Here is a 13,806-nt window from a genome sequence, read left to right on the forward strand (position 1 = left end):
GGGGGCCTCCGCTTCTATCTGCCGGGCATGACGAATCCCCCGATGCGCGTGGCGATCGTGCCGGTCACGCCGCTCCAGCAGAATTGCAGCCTGATCTGGTGCACCACGACCATGCGTGGCGCGTTCGTCGATCCCGGCGGCGACCTCGACCGGCTGCGCGCGGCGATGGCGCAGCACAATGTAACGATCGAGAAAATCCTCGTGACCCACGGCCATATCGACCATTGCGGGCTGGCCGGCGAGTTTGCCGCCGAGCTGGGCGTGCCGATCGAGGGACCCGAGCAGGCCGACCGCTTCTGGATCGAGCGGCTGGAGGAGGATGGCCGCAAATACGGCGTGCGCGGCGTGCCGTTCGAGCCCGACCGCTGGCTGGTCGAGGGCGACCGGGTCACTGTCGGCGAACTGGTGCTCGACGTCTATCATTGCCCGGGGCACACGCCGGGGCATGTCGTCTTCCACCATCCCGAATCGAAGCTCGCACTGGTCGGCGACGTGCTGTTCCAGGGATCGATCGGCCGCACCGACTTTCCGCGCGGCAACCACCAGGACCTGATCGATTCGATCGTCACCAAGCTGTGGCCGCTGGGCGGCGACACCGTGTTCGTCCCCGGCCACGGCCAGCCGAGCAATTTCGCGCACGAGCGGCGGACCAATGCGTTCGTGAGCGATGCGGCGTTGGGGCGGTGAACATATTCCCCTCCCTTTCAGGGAGGGGGGTGTACGTCAGCGCAGCGGATTGAGGCCGGTATAGCCGAGATACACCGCATAGCCGGCGAGGCCGAGCATCGTCAGCATCGTGGCAGCAATGCCGAGCATCCGGCCGAGCCGCCAGCCGTCCATGCCGAAAGCGTGGAGCACGCGACCGACGATGAAGACGAAGGCGACGCCCCACAGCCAGGCCTGAGTGCCGCGCGCGAGCTCGACCAACGCGATTAGGATCAGCACCAGCGGCGCATATTCGGCGAAGTTCAAATGTGCACGCATCCGCGCGATCAGGCGGAGATTGCCGCCATCGCCGACCAGGATTTTCTCGGCGATGCGCATCTGGCTGATCCGCAGCCCGAGCCAGAAGTTGAGCAATGCGGCGGCCCCCGCGGTGACGAGCGCGACTGGCAGGAAAAACATAAACACCCCCGATTGAATCGCATCTCCGTGCCACGCCCTTGCAACTCGGGCAAGAATCGGTATAGGCGCGACCTCGCTTCGTGACCTGCCCTGTTGGTCCTGCGGGCCACCGGCTACAACGGTCGCTTGCCCGGACATTGACGCGGGCGTATCGCGACTCGTTCAAATGTTTTCGAATAAAGGTGCCTAAATGGCCGTTCCCAAGAGAAAGACCTCGCCGTCGCGGCGTGGCATGCGCCGGGCGCACGACGCGCTTACGGTCGATGCGTTCCAGGAATGCTCGAACTGCGGCGAACTCAAGCGCCCGCACAATCTGTGCACGGCGTGCGGCCATTATAACGGCCGCGAAGTCGTCTCCGTCGAGGGCTGAGCCACGCACGCAATCCAGGGCCGGCCGGCATGACCTCCCCAATGCGAATCGCCGTCGACGCCATGGGCGGCGACGAGGGGATCGCGGTCATGCTCGCGGGCGTTGCGCGTGCGCGCCGTCGTTTCGAGGGGATGGAATTCATCCTCGTCGGTGACGAGGCGCAGATTCGCGCCGGCCTGGAAAGCCACCCGAACCTCACGGCTGCGTCGGAGATCGTCCACGCGGCCGATGTCGTCGCGTCGGACGCCAAGCCGAGCGCGGCGATCCGGCGCGCCAAGACCACGTCGATGGGAATCGCCATCGACCTGGTCAAGCAGGGTCGCGCCGGCGCCGCGGTGTCTTCGGGCAATACCGGCGCGCTGATGGCGATGGCCAAGCTGTCGCTGCGCACGATGCAGGGTATCGACCGCCCCGCGCTCGCCGCGCTGCTGCCGACGCTTGGCGAGAACGACACGGTGATGCTCGATCTCGGTGCCAATACCGAAGTCGATTCGCGCAACCTCGTCCAGTTCGCCGTGATGGGCGCCGCCTATGCGCGAATCGCGCTCGACCTCGAAAAACCCCGCGTCGCCCTGCTCAACATCGGCACCGAGGAGATGAAGGGGACCGACAATATCCGCGCGGCGGCCGCCGAGTTGCGCGCGGCCAAGCATCTGCGGCTCGACTTCCAGGGTTTCATCGAAGGCAACAAGCTGTCGCGCGGCGAAGTCGACGTGATCGTCTGCGACGGATTCGCCGGCAATATCGCGTTGAAGACGATCGAGGGCACCGCGCGCTTCGTCGCCGACCTGCTCAAGCGCGCCTTCTCCAGCTCGACGCGCTCGAAGATCGGCTTCCTGATCTCGCGCCCCGCAACCGAGTTGCTGCGCACGCATCTCGACCCCAACAATCACAATGGCGCGGTTTTCCTGGGGTTGAACGGGATTGTCGTGAAGAGCCATGGCAGCGCGAACGAAGTGGGCGTAGACACCGCCATCGGCTTCGCAGCGAAGATGCTGCGCGACGACCTCAATCGGCGGATCGCCGAGGATCTCGGGAATTTCGAGGCAAAGGCTGCGTGACCATTCGTTCGGTGATTCTGGGTACCGGCGCGTTCCTGCCGGAGAAGCGCGTTTCCAATGCCGAGCTGGCAGAGCGCGTCGAAACGTCCGACGAATGGATCGTCGAGCGCACCGGCATCCGCTTCCGCCACATCGCCGGGGATGACGAGACCACGAGCACGCTGGCGACAGGCGCCGCGCGCCGCGCACTCGAATCGGCGGGGATCGCGGCGACCGAGATCGACCTGATCGTGCTGGCCACCGCCACCCCCGACCAGACCTTTCCCGCCAGCGCCACGCGCGTGCAGACTGCGCTGGGCATCAACGATTGCGTCGCGTTCGACGTCGCTGCGGTGTGCTCGGGCTTCCTCTACGCGCTGCAGGTCGCCGATTCGATGATCCGCGCCGGGGCGGCGCGGCGGGCGCTGGTGATCGGCGCCGAGACGTTCAGCCGGATCCTCGACTGGGAAGACCGCGCGACCTGCGTGCTGTTCGGCGACGGCGCCGGCGCGATCGTGCTCGAGGGCCAGGAAAGCGACGAGACGAGCGGCCGCGGCATCCTCGCCACGCGGCTCCACGCCGACGGGCGGCACAACGACCTGCTCTATGTCGATGGCGGCCCCTCGACCACGGGCACCGTCGGCAAGCTGCGGATGAAGGGGCGCGAGGTGTTCCGCCACGCGGTGGTCAATCTCGCCGCGGTGATGGAGGAATCGCTCGGCGCGGCCGGGCTCGCGTCTTCGGACGTCGACTGGGTGGTGCCGCACCAGGCCAATGCCCGCATCCTCGACGCGACCGCCCGGAAACTGGGGCTGGCCCCGGAGAAGGTGGTCGTCACCGTCGACCAGCATGCCAATACCTCCGCCGCCTCGGTGCCGCTGGCGCTCGACACCGCGGTGCGCGACGGGCGAATCAAACAAGGCGACCTGATCGTGCTCGAAGCGATGGGCGGCGGATTTACATGGGGTGCAGCGGTCGTACGTTTCTGATATGTGTCAGAATGAGTTCCGAATCGTTTCAGTTACGGAATGTTGAGGTTTGCGGCGCGAAGACAATCTGATACGCTGCGGTTTCAACATGGATCAACCGGGGGACTTGCGGAGATGTCGGCTGCGGGCACGCTGACCAGGGCGGATTTGGCAGAATCGCTGCATCGCGAAGTCGGGCTGTCGCGCGCGGACGCGTCGCGGCTGGTCGAGCAGGTGCTTTCGCACATGTGCGAGGCGCTTTCGAAGGGCGAGAACGTCAAGATTTCGGGCTTCGGCAGCTTCATCCTGCGCGACAAGGGCGAGCGCGTGGGCCGCAACCCCAAGACCGGCGTCGAAGTGCCGATCGCACCGCGCCGCGTGCTAACCTTCAGAGCCAGCCAGATGATGCGCGATCGCATCGTGGCAGGCAGCTGAGCGCGCGATGCCCCCGGCGGAGAAGGCGGCTGGCGCCCTCCGCACCATAGGGGAACTTGCGCAGGAAATCGGCAGACCCCAACATATATTAAGATACTGGGAGACGCGCTTCCCGCAGCTGCGGCCGCTGACGCGCGCGGGCAATCGTCGCTACTACCGGCCCGACGATGTCGCGCTGGTCAAGCGCATCCACGCGCTCCTCAGCGACGAAGGCTATACCATCCGCGGGGTGCAGAAGCTGCTCGCCGAGGAGAAGGCGAGCAAGGCCAAACCCAAGACCAGCGCCGAAGAATTCCGCGCGATCCGCGATGCGCTGGTGCAGGCGCTCGAGGAGGATGAGGGGCGGTAATCATTCCGCCAGCCAGAAAAGGCCATTATCCGGAGGTAGCTCGCTCGCGGCTCAGGGGGCGTCGGGCCCTAGCGAGGGATCGAGATCGCGGGGCCGGACGAAGCGCGTGAGCGTGCCGCCGCCAGTGCGGATGTCGCTCCAGCCGGTGACCTGGAAATCGATCTGCGCGAGCGTCGCGGTGGGGAATTTGATCTCGACCTGATCGCGTAGCGATTCGCCCTCGGGCACCAGCAGCAGGACCAGTTCCTCGAGCCCGGGATTGTGCCCCGCGAGCAGCACCGCGTCGGCGCCGGCGGGGAGTTCGTGGACGACATCGAGCAGCGTCGCCGTCGAAGCGAGATAGATGCGCTGGTCCCAGGCGGGAGCGAGATCGCTGCCATAGCCCTGGCCGACATGATCGAGCGTCTCGACCACGCGCACCGCCGGCGAGGCGACGACGTGATCGAAGGCGAGGCCGAGCGACTTGATATGGCGGCCGACCATCGCCGCGGCGCGCTGGCCTTTCGGATTTAGCGGCCGATCGAAGTCGCGGGCGACCGGATCGTCCCAGCCGGACTTGGCGTGGCGCAGCAGCGTGAGCGTCTTCATCGGGTCCCCGTCAGGCGTTCGCGGGCGCCTCATGCCGCAATCGGCCGGCCAGGGAAAGCCGGACGCGATCGACTGCCTCGTCGAGCGCGACGCGCCGCACCGGCGTGCCCGGCGGGAAGGCGTCGAGCAGCCGCGACGGTGTCGCCGAGGAAAGCAGCACGAAGGCGCCGCGATCGTCGGCCCGGCGGATCAGTCGGCCAAACGCCTGCGCCAGCCGCGCGCGGACGATGCGGTCGTCATAAGCGGTGCCGCCGCCCGCAAGCCGTCGCGCCGCGTGGAGCACGCTCGGCTTGGGCCAGGGCACCCCCTCCATCACCACCAGCCGCAGCGAATGGCCGGGGACGTCGACGCCGTCGCGGAGCGCGTCGGTGCCGAGCAGCGAGGTGCGCGGGTCGTCGCGGAATATGTCGACCAGCGTCCCGGTGTCTATCGGATCGACATGCTGGGCGAGCAAGGGAAGTCCTTCTCGCGCGAGGCGGTCGGCAATACGGGCATGGACCGCGCGGAGGCGGCGAATCGCAGTGAAGAGCCCGAGGGTGCCCCCCTCCGCCGCGACCACCAGCCGGGCATAGGCATTGGCGAGCGCAGGCAAGTCGCCGCGCTTGACGTCGGTGACGATCAGTACCTCGGCTTGCCCCGGATAATCGAACGGGCTCGCCGCCGAGAAAAGCTGTGCGGGGCGGAGCAGGTGGACCGCGCCCGAACGCGCCTGCGCCACATCCCAGTCGCCGCCGGCACGCAGCGTCGCCGACGTGATTACCGCGCCGTGCGCGGGTTCGAGCACGGTCCTGGCGAAGGGTTTGGAGGGATCGAGCCAGTGGCGGTGGAGCCCGACATCGTACTCGCGCCCCTCGACCCGATCGACCGCGAGCCAATCGACATATTCGGGATCCGCCGGCCCGCCGATCCGCGCGATCAGCGCGAGCCACGCGCCGACGGTCTCGGTGCGCCAGCCGAGCGAGGCGATCGCGCCTTCGATCCGCGCGCGGGCCGGCCCATCCATCCAGTCGGGCGCGTCCGCTAGCACCGCTTCGAGGCGGCGGCCGAGCTTTACCAGCGGCCGCACCAATGCGTCGAGCGCGGCACCCGCAGGTCCGGCAGCCTCGACCAGCGCGCCGTCGGGCTCGGCGAGCTCGGTCTCGAGGCCATAGCCCGCGTCCGCGCTGCCATTGGTGTCGCGGGCATAGACCAGCCCGCGGACCGCGGCGAGCAGCGCCTCGACCGGGCCGAACGGCTCGCCTTCGTTCAATCGCTGGAGCCAGCCGTCGCTCGGCAATGCGCGCGCGGCATCGACGGCCTCGGCGATCGCCAGCCCGCCTTCTTCGTCGTAGCTGGCGACGTCGGAGAGCCGCGCGGCGAGGCCGCGCCGCCGTCCGCGCGATCCCGATTCGGGTCCGGTGACCCAGCGGCGGATTTCGATCGCCTCCTGGCCCGTGAGCGCCGCCGAGAACATCGCATCGGCGGCATCGAACAGGTGATGCCCTTCGTCGAACACGTAGCGGGTGGGGCGCGTCGCCGATTCGCGGCCGCGCGCCGCGTTGACCATCACCAGGGCGTGATTGGCGATGACGATGTCGGCCTCGGCCGAGGCGCGCGCGGCGCGCTCGATGAAACACTTCCGGTAGTGCGGGCAGCCGGCATAGATGCACTCGCCACGCCGGTCGGTCAGCGCGGTCGAGCCGTTGCGGCGGAACAAGGTGGGCAGCCAGCCGGGCAAGTCGCCGCCGATCATGTCGCCATCGGCGCTATAGGCGGCCCAGCGCGCCACCAGCTGGGCGAGGATTGCGGCACGGCCGGCGAACCCGCCCTGGAGCGCATCCTCGAGATTGAGCAGGCAGAGATAATTCTCGCGGCCCTTCCGCGTGACGATCTTCGCCTTGCGTTGTGCGGGGTCGGGGAACAGCCGTTCGCCCTCAGCGGCGAGCTGACGCTGCAATGCCTTGGTGAAGGTCGACACCCAGACCGGACCTTCGGCGCGCTCGGCCCAGAGCGAGGCGGGGGCGAGATAGCCGAGCGTCTTGCCGATCCCGGTGCCGGCTTCGGCGAGGATGAGATTGGGCGAATCGCGCACCGCACGCGGGGCGAAGGCGCCCGCCGCTGCGGCGGCATAGTCGCGCTGGCCCTGGCGGCGCTCGGCGCCGCTGCCGGTGAGCCGGGAGAGCCGCTCGGCGACGTCAGTATCGGGCAGGGTGATCGTGCGCGGCGCGGGGCGCGGGGGGCGCTCCTCCCATTCGGGCAGCTTCGCGAACAGCCAGCGCTCGGCCTGGCCCGGCTTGGCAACCTGCGGGCTCAGCGCCGGCGCCCAGGGCCAGCGCAGCCGGAACAACGACTGGAGCGCATTCCACGCGCCTTCGCGCTCGGGCCAGTCGCCGCCGGGAATCGCAAGCAGCGCCGCGGCGGCATCGCGCAGGAAGCCCGCGACATCGGCATCGCTCTCCGGAATGGGGAGTCCGGTGGCACGCGCGAGGCCCTTGGGCGTCGGCACCATGAAGCGCGCGGGGCGCAGGAACGCGAACAATTCGAGCAGGTCGAGCCCATTGAGCTCGGGATGGCCGAGCCTCTGCCCGATCAATGAGGCATTGAGCAGGATCACCGGCGTGTCGGCAGCAAGCCGGATCGCCTCGCCGCGGCTGACCGCGCGCGTTTCTTCGGCCGTGGCAACCCAGATGCCGCCATGGCTAGCGTAGAGCGCGGGATAGGGAAGGTTCGGAGTCATCGGGCCAACCACCCTGTACGCGCGCGACGCGGCATGGCCAGTGCCAACTGCCTCCGCCAGGAAACATCTCCATGGCACCGAAGGGTCATCTGCGCCGGCATGCTCGAACATAAGCAGAACGAGAGGCTGGTTTCCAGCGGATTTGCTCGCGCCGCTTTTGTCCGCTCGAAACGGCGCTACGGTGCCTCGCAATGCGTGCGACGACGATCTTCTGGTTGGCCGTGAGCCTCCTGGCACTGACGGCATGCGACGGTTCGCGCTCTGCTACGCCTCCCGGTGTCACCAAGTTCACCACGATCGATTTCGAGCACGTCGCCGACTATTCCGCCAAGGACCTGCCGCCTTATTTCGATGATACGGTCACGTCGCTCGACCACAGCCCGGCCGCCTCCGCCATCGACAACCGCGTCGCGACGCTGGGCCGGGTGCTGTTCTACGACCTGCGGCTGAGCACCAACGATCGCGCGTCTTGCGCGGCGTGCCACCAGCAGGCGCTGGGCTTCACCGACTCGATGCGCTTCAGCAACGGGATCAGCACCGCCGCGACCACCGACTTCCACGCGATGCGGCTCGGCAATTTGCGCTATTGGAAGCCCGGCACGACCTTTTGGGATCGGCGCGCCGCGAGCGTCGAGGCGCAGGCGAGCCACCCGTTCCACAGCCTGGTCGAACTGGGGTGGGGCGGCGCCGCAGGCGGTTTCGACGCGCTGATCGCCAAGATGCGCGCCACGGCCTATTATCCCGAGCTGTTCGCCTGGGCGTTCGGCAGTGCCACGATCACAGAGCCACGCATCCAGCAGGCACTTGCCGTGTTCGTCCGCGCAATGGTCGCGCATTCAAGCCGGTGGGACGCAGGCTATGCGCGGGTCTTTTCGAGCACCGCCCCGGATCGCGCGTTGGACAGGGATCTAGCCAACTTCACGCCGCAGGAGAATCGCGGGCGCCAGCTGTTCATGACTTCGACCGGCAAGGGCGGCGCCGGCTGCTCGGCCTGCCATTTGCCGCCGACCTTCGCGCTGGCGGCGGACGCGCGCAGCAACGGTCTGGACGCTGGCGAGACGCGGCTGTTCAAGGCCCCGTCGCTGCGCAATGCGGGCCTGACCGGGCCGTACATGCACGACGGCCGCTTCGCGACGCTGGCCGAAGTCGTCGATTTCTACGACCATGGCATCCAGGAGGGCCCGGCGCTCGACGCACGGCTGCGGCAGGGCGGCAGGCCGCAGCGGCTACGGCTTGGCGACGCGGACCGGGCGGCGCTCGTGGCGTTCGTGATGACGTTGAACGACAGCGTCCTCATCACTGATCCGCGGTTCAGCGATCCGTTTCGCCGATAAGCAGCCCGACGGATCGATATCGCACCGGATATCCGTCCCTAGACACCGCGGATCGCGTAGAGCGTGGCGTTGCTGATCGCGTAGACACCGCCGTCGGCGCCTATCAAGGTCGGGGTATAGGCCTGGCCCAGCCCGGTATTGAGCCGAACGCTCTGCGACAGCGTGTTGGTCGAGAGATCCCAGCGATAGAGGATGCCATCCTCGTTATTGGCGAGGATCGAGCGGCGCGCCGGATCGGCCGCCATGGTGTTGATACACCATTCGCGCCGCGAGGTCGGCGAACTGCCGTCGAGCGTGGGCCCGAGGATCGTAAGCACCTCGCGCATCACCTGGACACCGGGGACGATCGAATCGGCTTGGCTCGACTTGGGATCGAGCACCGCCATCCGGTTGAGGCCGTCGCCGGTGCCCACCCCGACGTAATTATTGTACTTCTGCGCGAGCAGATAGGTCGAGGTGCCGGTGTAGGACGGCACCATCGAGGCCGGGATCACGCTGGGCGATACGTCCCAGCCGAAGCTCCCCGGCACGCCTGCCGGATTGAGCAGCGCATCGAACTGGAGCAGCCAGCCGCGCGCATTGTGGCTGGGGAAGGTGGTTTCGAGCACGCCGTAGAACACCCGGCCGTCGGGGCCGACCACCGGCGAGGCGGTACCGTCGTCGCTGATCCGCGCGGGGGTCAGCGTATTGGGGTCGGTCAGCGCGACGCGCGCGCGAGTGGCGAGCGTGGTGCTGTCGAGCGCGAGCAGATATCCGGTCTGGGTGGCGGTGGTCGCGCCGCGATTGACCGCGATATAGACCGTGCCGCCATCGATCGAGAGCGCCGGCGCGCAGTTCATCGCGGGCTTCTGCACCGAGCCGTCGCTCGACGCCGCAGCGACGCCGACCCAGATGCCGGTGCCGTCGGGCGAGACCCGCGCGATGCCGCTGACCAGGCCCGCAGGGTTCGTGCCGGTGACGTGGAAGCCGAAGAAGATGTTGCCGTTGGCGTCCGCGGTAAGCGGGGTGTTGATGAACACGGTCGAATCGAAAGCGGCGGGATTGGCGTTGTACGCGGCCGCGCCGTAGAACCATTGCGCCGCGAAGCTGCCGGCCGCGGCGTTCGGATCGGCGCGCACCAGCAGCTTGCCGCCGGCGCCGGGCGCATAGAGGCGACCCTGCGGGGTGAGCAGCAAATTGTACGGCGGCAGCCAGTTGCGCGGCGGCATGAGATAGTCGGTGGCGGACGACCACAATAAAGCGCCTGTCTCGCCGATCCGGGCTTCGACTCGGTAGCCGCCGGTCGAAATGGTCTTGACCGGGATCACCACGGTGTTGGTCGTCGTCACGACCGGCGAGCCGTAATGGGTGAGCAGCGCGCCCGATGGCGTATATTGCGGGGCGAGATCGACCGGCGACGTCCAGGCAACACGCCCGAGATCCTGCGATGCGATCACGCTCACGCCGGTATGTTGCGGGTCGCGGCCATAGCCGAACCAGGCAGGCCCCGAGACCGGGGTGGGGGTCGTCGTCGGGGACGGACCTGGTGTCGGAGTCGGTGTAGCCGGCGGTGGGGTGGGCGATCCGCCGCCGCTGCTGCACGCGGCGACCACCGAGGTGGACAGGATTGCGAGCGCGGTTCGGCGCGAAAACGCGGAGAGAACGACGGGAACGTTGGCGTGGCTCATGGTGGCCAACATACTCTTTCTGCAATGGAATGCACCCATTGCCGCACGCCGGGCGCACGCATGGTCGACGCGATATTTGCGATTCGGCGCGGCACGGGGCAGAGGCTCGGCATGACCGACATCGTTCCCGACCTGCGCGCCGCCGCGCTCGACTCCAAGGCCTGGCCCTATGAAGAGGCGCGGAAACTGCTCAAGCGCTACCCCGATGGCGCGCCGGCCAAGGGGCATGTGCTGTTCGAGACGGGATACGGCCCCTCGGGGTTGCCGCATATCGGGACATTCAACGAAGTGCTCCGCACGACGATGGTGCGGCGCGCGTACGAGGCGCTGTCGGACACGCCGACCCGGCTGATCGCATTCAGCGACGATATGGACGGGCTTCGGAAAGTGCCGGACAACGTTCCGAACAAGGAGATGCTGGCAGCGCATCTCGGCAAGCCGCTGACCCGGATTCCCGACCCGTTCGGCAAGTATGAGAGCTTCGCGCACCACAACAACGCGATGCTGCGCGAATTCCTCGATCGCTTCGGGTTCGACTACGAATTCGTCTCGTCGACCGATTATTATGCCGACGGCACGTTCGACGAGGCGCTGAAGGGCGTGCTGCGGCACTATCAGGGCATCATGGACGTGATGCTGCCGACGCTTCGGAAGGAGCGCCAGGCAACCTATTCGCCGGTGCTGCCCGTCAGCCCCAAGAGCGGCATAGTCCTCCAGGTGCCGATCGAAGTGATCGACGCCGAAGCGGGACTGATCGCGTTCGAGGATGAAGGCGAACGCATCGAGCAGTCGATCCTGGGCGGCCAGGCCAAGCTCCAGTGGAAGGTCGACTGGGCGATGCGCTGGATGGCGCTGGGCGTCGATTACGAGATGTCGGGCAAGGACCTGATCGATTCGACGATCCAGTCGTCCAAGATCGCACGCGTGCTGGGCGGAAGGCCGCCCGAGGGGTTCAACTACGAAATGTTCCTCGACGAGAAGGGCGAGAAGATCTCCAAGTCGAAGGGCAACGGGCTGAGCCTCGAGCAGTGGCTGACCTATGGCCCCGACGAGAGCCTGGCCTTCTATGCCTATCGCGAGCCCAAAAAGGCCAAGGCGCTGCATTATGGCGTGATCCCGCGCGCGATCGACGACTATTGGAAGGCGGTGGCCGACTATCCGGGCCAGCCGATCGCACAGCAGCTCGGCAATCCGGCGCACCACATCCACAACGGCAAGGTGCCCGACCAGACGCCGCCGGTGAGCTTCTCGCTGCTGCTCAACCTGGTGGGGGTGCTGGGTAGCGGTGCGACCGCCGAGCAGGTGCGCGGCTATCTGGCGCGGTATCTGCCCGAGGGCGGCGGCGACTTTCCCGCGCTCGACGCACTGGTGCCGTACGCCATCGCTTTCGTCCGCGACGTCGCCGAGAAGCCGGTGCGGCGCGCGCCGGAGGGTATCGAGGTGGCTGCGCTGGAGCGGCTCGACGCCGAGCTGGCGGGGCTAGCTCCCGATGCATCGGCCGAGGATATCCAGAACATCGTCTACGAAATCGGCAAGACCGGCGGGTTCGAGAACCTGCGCGACTGGTTCAAGGCGCTGTACGAGACGCTGCTCGGATCGGAGCAAGGGCCGCGGATGGGGAGCTTCATCGCGCTGTATGGGGTGGAAAATTCGCGCAAGCTGATCGCCGAGGCGCTGGGCAAGGCGTAAACGGTATCGACGGGGCGGGATCCCGCCGCAACGTCAATACCCTAAGGCTGGGCCCAGCGTAGCGTAACCTCAGCGCCACTGCCCGGCTCCCGCTCGGCGCTGACTCCAGCCTTGGCGAGCAGGTCGACGACTTCGTCGGCGCGCCGGCCCGAGGCGGTGATCGGCTGGTTGAGCCGCTGCGCCGCCCAGATCGCGGTCGCCAGCGCGTCAGCATCGGGGGTGTCGCCGTCGAATGTGATCGCGGGGAGCGCCAGCAGCGGCGGCTGGAGCACGATCTGCCAGCCCTGGATCGTCGCGGCGGCGCGGGCTTCGAGCGCGCGATAGGTGGCGAGGCTCGCGCCCGGCAGCGGCGCGGCGACGACCTGGGCACGGCGCGACTGCGTGTCGGCCATCACCGCCTCGGGCGCAATGCCGGCGAGCAATGCGAGGCGTTCCTTGACGCTCGCATCGGCGCGGCGGCGCGGCTCGTCGGTCTGCGCGGCGGCGATCTGCGCGGCCTCGCCGGCGCCGAGCTCCTCGCTGACGCGAACCTGATCGATATGGAGGTCGACCGGCACGCCGAGCGCGGTCTCGACCGCACTGCGCACTTGGGCGTCGGCGCCGGCCTGGAGCCCCGGGGTGAACACCACCGCCCGGACAATCGCGGGATGCCGGGCGAAATCCACATCGAGCTGGCTGATCCGCGCGCCATGCGGGAAGGGCGCGCGTACCGCGTCACGAACCTGGCGCTGCGCCACGGTCTCCCAGGCGATCTTCTTGAGCGCGAGGCCAAGCGGCACCGCCAGCGCGGCGAGCCCGACCAGGATCAGGAAGCCCTGCAGCCGCGTCTGGCTGGGCGAGAGGTGTGAACCGAAGCCATAGAGCCGTGCGACCAGCGCGGCGGTGAGCGCGATGGTGATCAAATTGGTGAAGAACAGCAGCAGTGCGCCGCCCGCCACGGTGCTGTTGGCCGTGGCGATGCCGAAGCCGACCACTGCGAGCGGCGGCATCAGCGCGATCGCGATCGCGACGCCGACCACGGTCTCGCCGCGCCCGCGGATCAGCGCATAGCCGCCGGCGACTGCCGAGAGCAAAGCGACCAGCAGGTCGAACAGGTTTGGCTTGGTGCGGCCGGCGATCTCGCTGGTGATCGTCTGGACCGGGGAGACCGCGACGAACGCCGCCGACAGCAGCACCGCGATCACCGCGCCCGCGGCAAGCGCAAGGGCGGCACGGCGGATCTCGTCCGAATCGAAGGTGGCGATGCCGAAGCCCAGCCCGATGATCGGCATCATCAGCGGCGAGATCAGCATCGCGCCGATCAGCACCGCCGAGGATGGCATCAGCAGCCCCAGGATCGAGATGAACACCGACAGGACGATCATCAGCGCATAGCGCAGGCTCCAGCCCGCCTCGGCGACGACGCGGCGGTGGACGGCTTCGTGATCGACATCGCTGATCGCCCGGAGCCACCAGGCGATGACGGGATTGCGGGCGGCCCAGCGGCGCGGCGTGGCTTCCATTGCCGAGGCCTCTAGGCAGTTTG

Annotated in this window: 13 protein-coding genes; 8 read left to right on the forward strand and 5 right to left on the reverse strand. The window is 67.9% G+C overall.

The genetic code is table 11. The features are described 5' to 3' along the window. Positions 1-27 precede the first annotated feature (27 nt). The gene (locus RZN05_RS16265; RefSeq protein WP_317227735.1) at positions 28-687 is read left to right on the forward strand and encodes an MBL fold metallo-hydrolase; all 660 of its coding nucleotides are present in this window, start codon (positions 28-30) and stop codon (positions 685-687) included. 36 nt (positions 688-723) lie between these two features. Here the strand turns inward: RZN05_RS16265 and RZN05_RS16270 are convergent, their stop codons facing one another. Further along, positions 724-1,125: an MAPEG family protein gene (locus RZN05_RS16270; protein ID WP_317227736.1), complete on the reverse strand. Its 402-nt coding sequence runs from the start codon at positions 1,123-1,125 to the stop codon at positions 724-726. A gap of 190 nt (positions 1,126-1,315) precedes the next feature. Here RZN05_RS16270 and rpmF point away from each other — a divergent pair, with 190 nt between their 5' ends. The 5 genes from rpmF to RZN05_RS16295 all read left to right on the forward strand — a co-directional run bounded on the left by rpmF (position 1,316) and on the right by RZN05_RS16295 (position 4,287). Further along, positions 1,316-1,495: a 50S ribosomal protein L32 gene (gene rpmF, locus RZN05_RS16275; protein ID WP_029936896.1), complete on the forward strand. Its 180-nt coding sequence runs from the start codon at positions 1,316-1,318 to the stop codon at positions 1,493-1,495. A gap of 29 nt (positions 1,496-1,524) precedes the next feature. Then, positions 1,525-2,556: a phosphate acyltransferase PlsX gene (gene plsX / locus RZN05_RS16280; protein WP_317227737.1), complete on the forward strand. Its 1,032-nt coding sequence runs from the start codon at positions 1,525-1,527 to the stop codon at positions 2,554-2,556. Next, a complete protein-coding gene (locus RZN05_RS16285) occupies positions 2,553-3,524 on the forward strand; it encodes a beta-ketoacyl-ACP synthase III (protein ID WP_317227738.1) in 972 nt (323 codons plus the stop codon). Before plsX ends, RZN05_RS16285 begins: the two co-directional genes overlap by 4 nt. A gap of 114 nt (positions 3,525-3,638) precedes the next feature. After that, positions 3,639-3,938, forward strand: a complete 300-nt coding sequence (locus RZN05_RS16290; protein WP_317227739.1) for an integration host factor subunit alpha — start codon at positions 3,639-3,641, stop codon at positions 3,936-3,938. Between the two features lie 7 nt (positions 3,939-3,945). Next, positions 3,946-4,287, forward strand: coding sequence for a MerR family transcriptional regulator (locus tag RZN05_RS16295; protein WP_317227740.1), 342 nt, complete (start codon positions 3,946-3,948; stop codon positions 4,285-4,287). Positions 4,288-4,338: 51 nt separating this feature from the next. Here RZN05_RS16295 and RZN05_RS16300 read toward each other — a convergent pair whose 3' ends face one another. Both RZN05_RS16300 and RZN05_RS16305 read right to left on the reverse strand, forming a co-directional pair. Continuing rightward, positions 4,339-4,875 carry a SixA phosphatase family protein gene (locus RZN05_RS16300; protein ID WP_317227741.1) on the reverse strand — a complete coding sequence of 179 codons (537 nt, stop codon included), beginning with the start codon at positions 4,873-4,875 and terminating at the stop codon, positions 4,339-4,341. 10 nt (positions 4,876-4,885) lie between these two features. Further along, positions 4,886-7,591, reverse strand: a complete 2,706-nt coding sequence (locus tag RZN05_RS16305) for an ATP-dependent DNA helicase (RefSeq protein WP_317227742.1) — start codon at positions 7,589-7,591, stop codon at positions 4,886-4,888. 221 nt (positions 7,592-7,812) lie between these two features. Here RZN05_RS16305 and RZN05_RS16310 point away from each other — a divergent pair, with 221 nt between their 5' ends. After that, entirely contained in the window at positions 7,813-8,925 is a 1,113-nt protein-coding gene (locus tag RZN05_RS16310; RefSeq protein WP_317227743.1) for a cytochrome-c peroxidase, read from the forward strand. Between the two features lie 38 nt (positions 8,926-8,963). On the opposite strand, the gene RZN05_RS16315 is transcribed toward RZN05_RS16310, so the two are convergent. Next, entirely contained in the window at positions 8,964-10,604 is a 1,641-nt protein-coding gene (locus tag RZN05_RS16315) for a hypothetical protein (protein ID WP_317227744.1), read from the reverse strand. A 99-nt stretch (positions 10,605-10,703) separates the two neighbouring features. On the opposite strand from RZN05_RS16315, the gene RZN05_RS16320 reads away from it, so the two are divergent. Then, positions 10,704-12,281 (forward strand): lysine--tRNA ligase, encoded by a 1,578-nt coding sequence (locus RZN05_RS16320; RefSeq protein ID WP_317227745.1) that lies wholly within the window; start codon positions 10,704-10,706, stop codon positions 12,279-12,281. Between the two features lie 41 nt (positions 12,282-12,322). Here the strand turns inward: RZN05_RS16320 and RZN05_RS16325 are convergent, their stop codons facing one another. Continuing rightward, complete coding sequence (locus RZN05_RS16325; protein ID WP_317227746.1) at positions 12,323-13,783, reverse strand: DUF389 domain-containing protein; 1,461 nt, start codon at positions 13,781-13,783, stop codon at positions 12,323-12,325. Between the last annotated feature and the right edge of the window lie 23 nt (positions 13,784-13,806).

The sequence above is a fragment of the Sphingomonas sp. HF-S4 genome (assembly GCF_032911445.1).
Lineage (GTDB): Bacteria > Pseudomonadota > Alphaproteobacteria > Sphingomonadales > Sphingomonadaceae > Sphingomonas > Sphingomonas agrestis.

Coding starts and splice junctions, on each gene's coding strand:
- RZN05_RS16265 (WP_317227735.1), top strand. CDS start 28: ATGACGAATCCCCCGATGCGCGTGGCGATCGTGCCGGTCACGCCGCTC.
- RZN05_RS16270 (WP_317227736.1), bottom strand. CDS start 1,125: ATGTTTTTCCTGCCAGTCGCGCTCGTCACCGCGGGGGCCGCCGCATTG.
- rpmF (WP_029936896.1), top strand. CDS start 1,316: ATGGCCGTTCCCAAGAGAAAGACCTCGCCGTCGCGGCGTGGCATGCGC.
- plsX (WP_317227737.1), top strand. CDS start 1,525: ATGACCTCCCCAATGCGAATCGCCGTCGACGCCATGGGCGGCGACGAG.
- RZN05_RS16290 (WP_317227739.1), top strand. CDS start 3,639: ATGTCGGCTGCGGGCACGCTGACCAGGGCGGATTTGGCAGAATCGCTG.
- RZN05_RS16295 (WP_317227740.1), top strand. CDS start 3,946: ATGCCCCCGGCGGAGAAGGCGGCTGGCGCCCTCCGCACCATAGGGGAA.
- RZN05_RS16300 (WP_317227741.1), bottom strand. CDS start 4,875: ATGAAGACGCTCACGCTGCTGCGCCACGCCAAGTCCGGCTGGGACGAT.
- RZN05_RS16305 (WP_317227742.1), bottom strand. CDS start 7,591: ATGACTCCGAACCTTCCCTATCCCGCGCTCTACGCTAGCCATGGCGGC.
- RZN05_RS16315 (WP_317227744.1), bottom strand. CDS start 10,604: ATGTTGGCCACCATGAGCCACGCCAACGTTCCCGTCGTTCTCTCCGCG.
- RZN05_RS16320 (WP_317227745.1), top strand. CDS start 10,704: ATGACCGACATCGTTCCCGACCTGCGCGCCGCCGCGCTCGACTCCAAG.
- RZN05_RS16325 (WP_317227746.1), bottom strand. CDS start 13,783: ATGGAAGCCACGCCGCGCCGCTGGGCCGCCCGCAATCCCGTCATCGCC.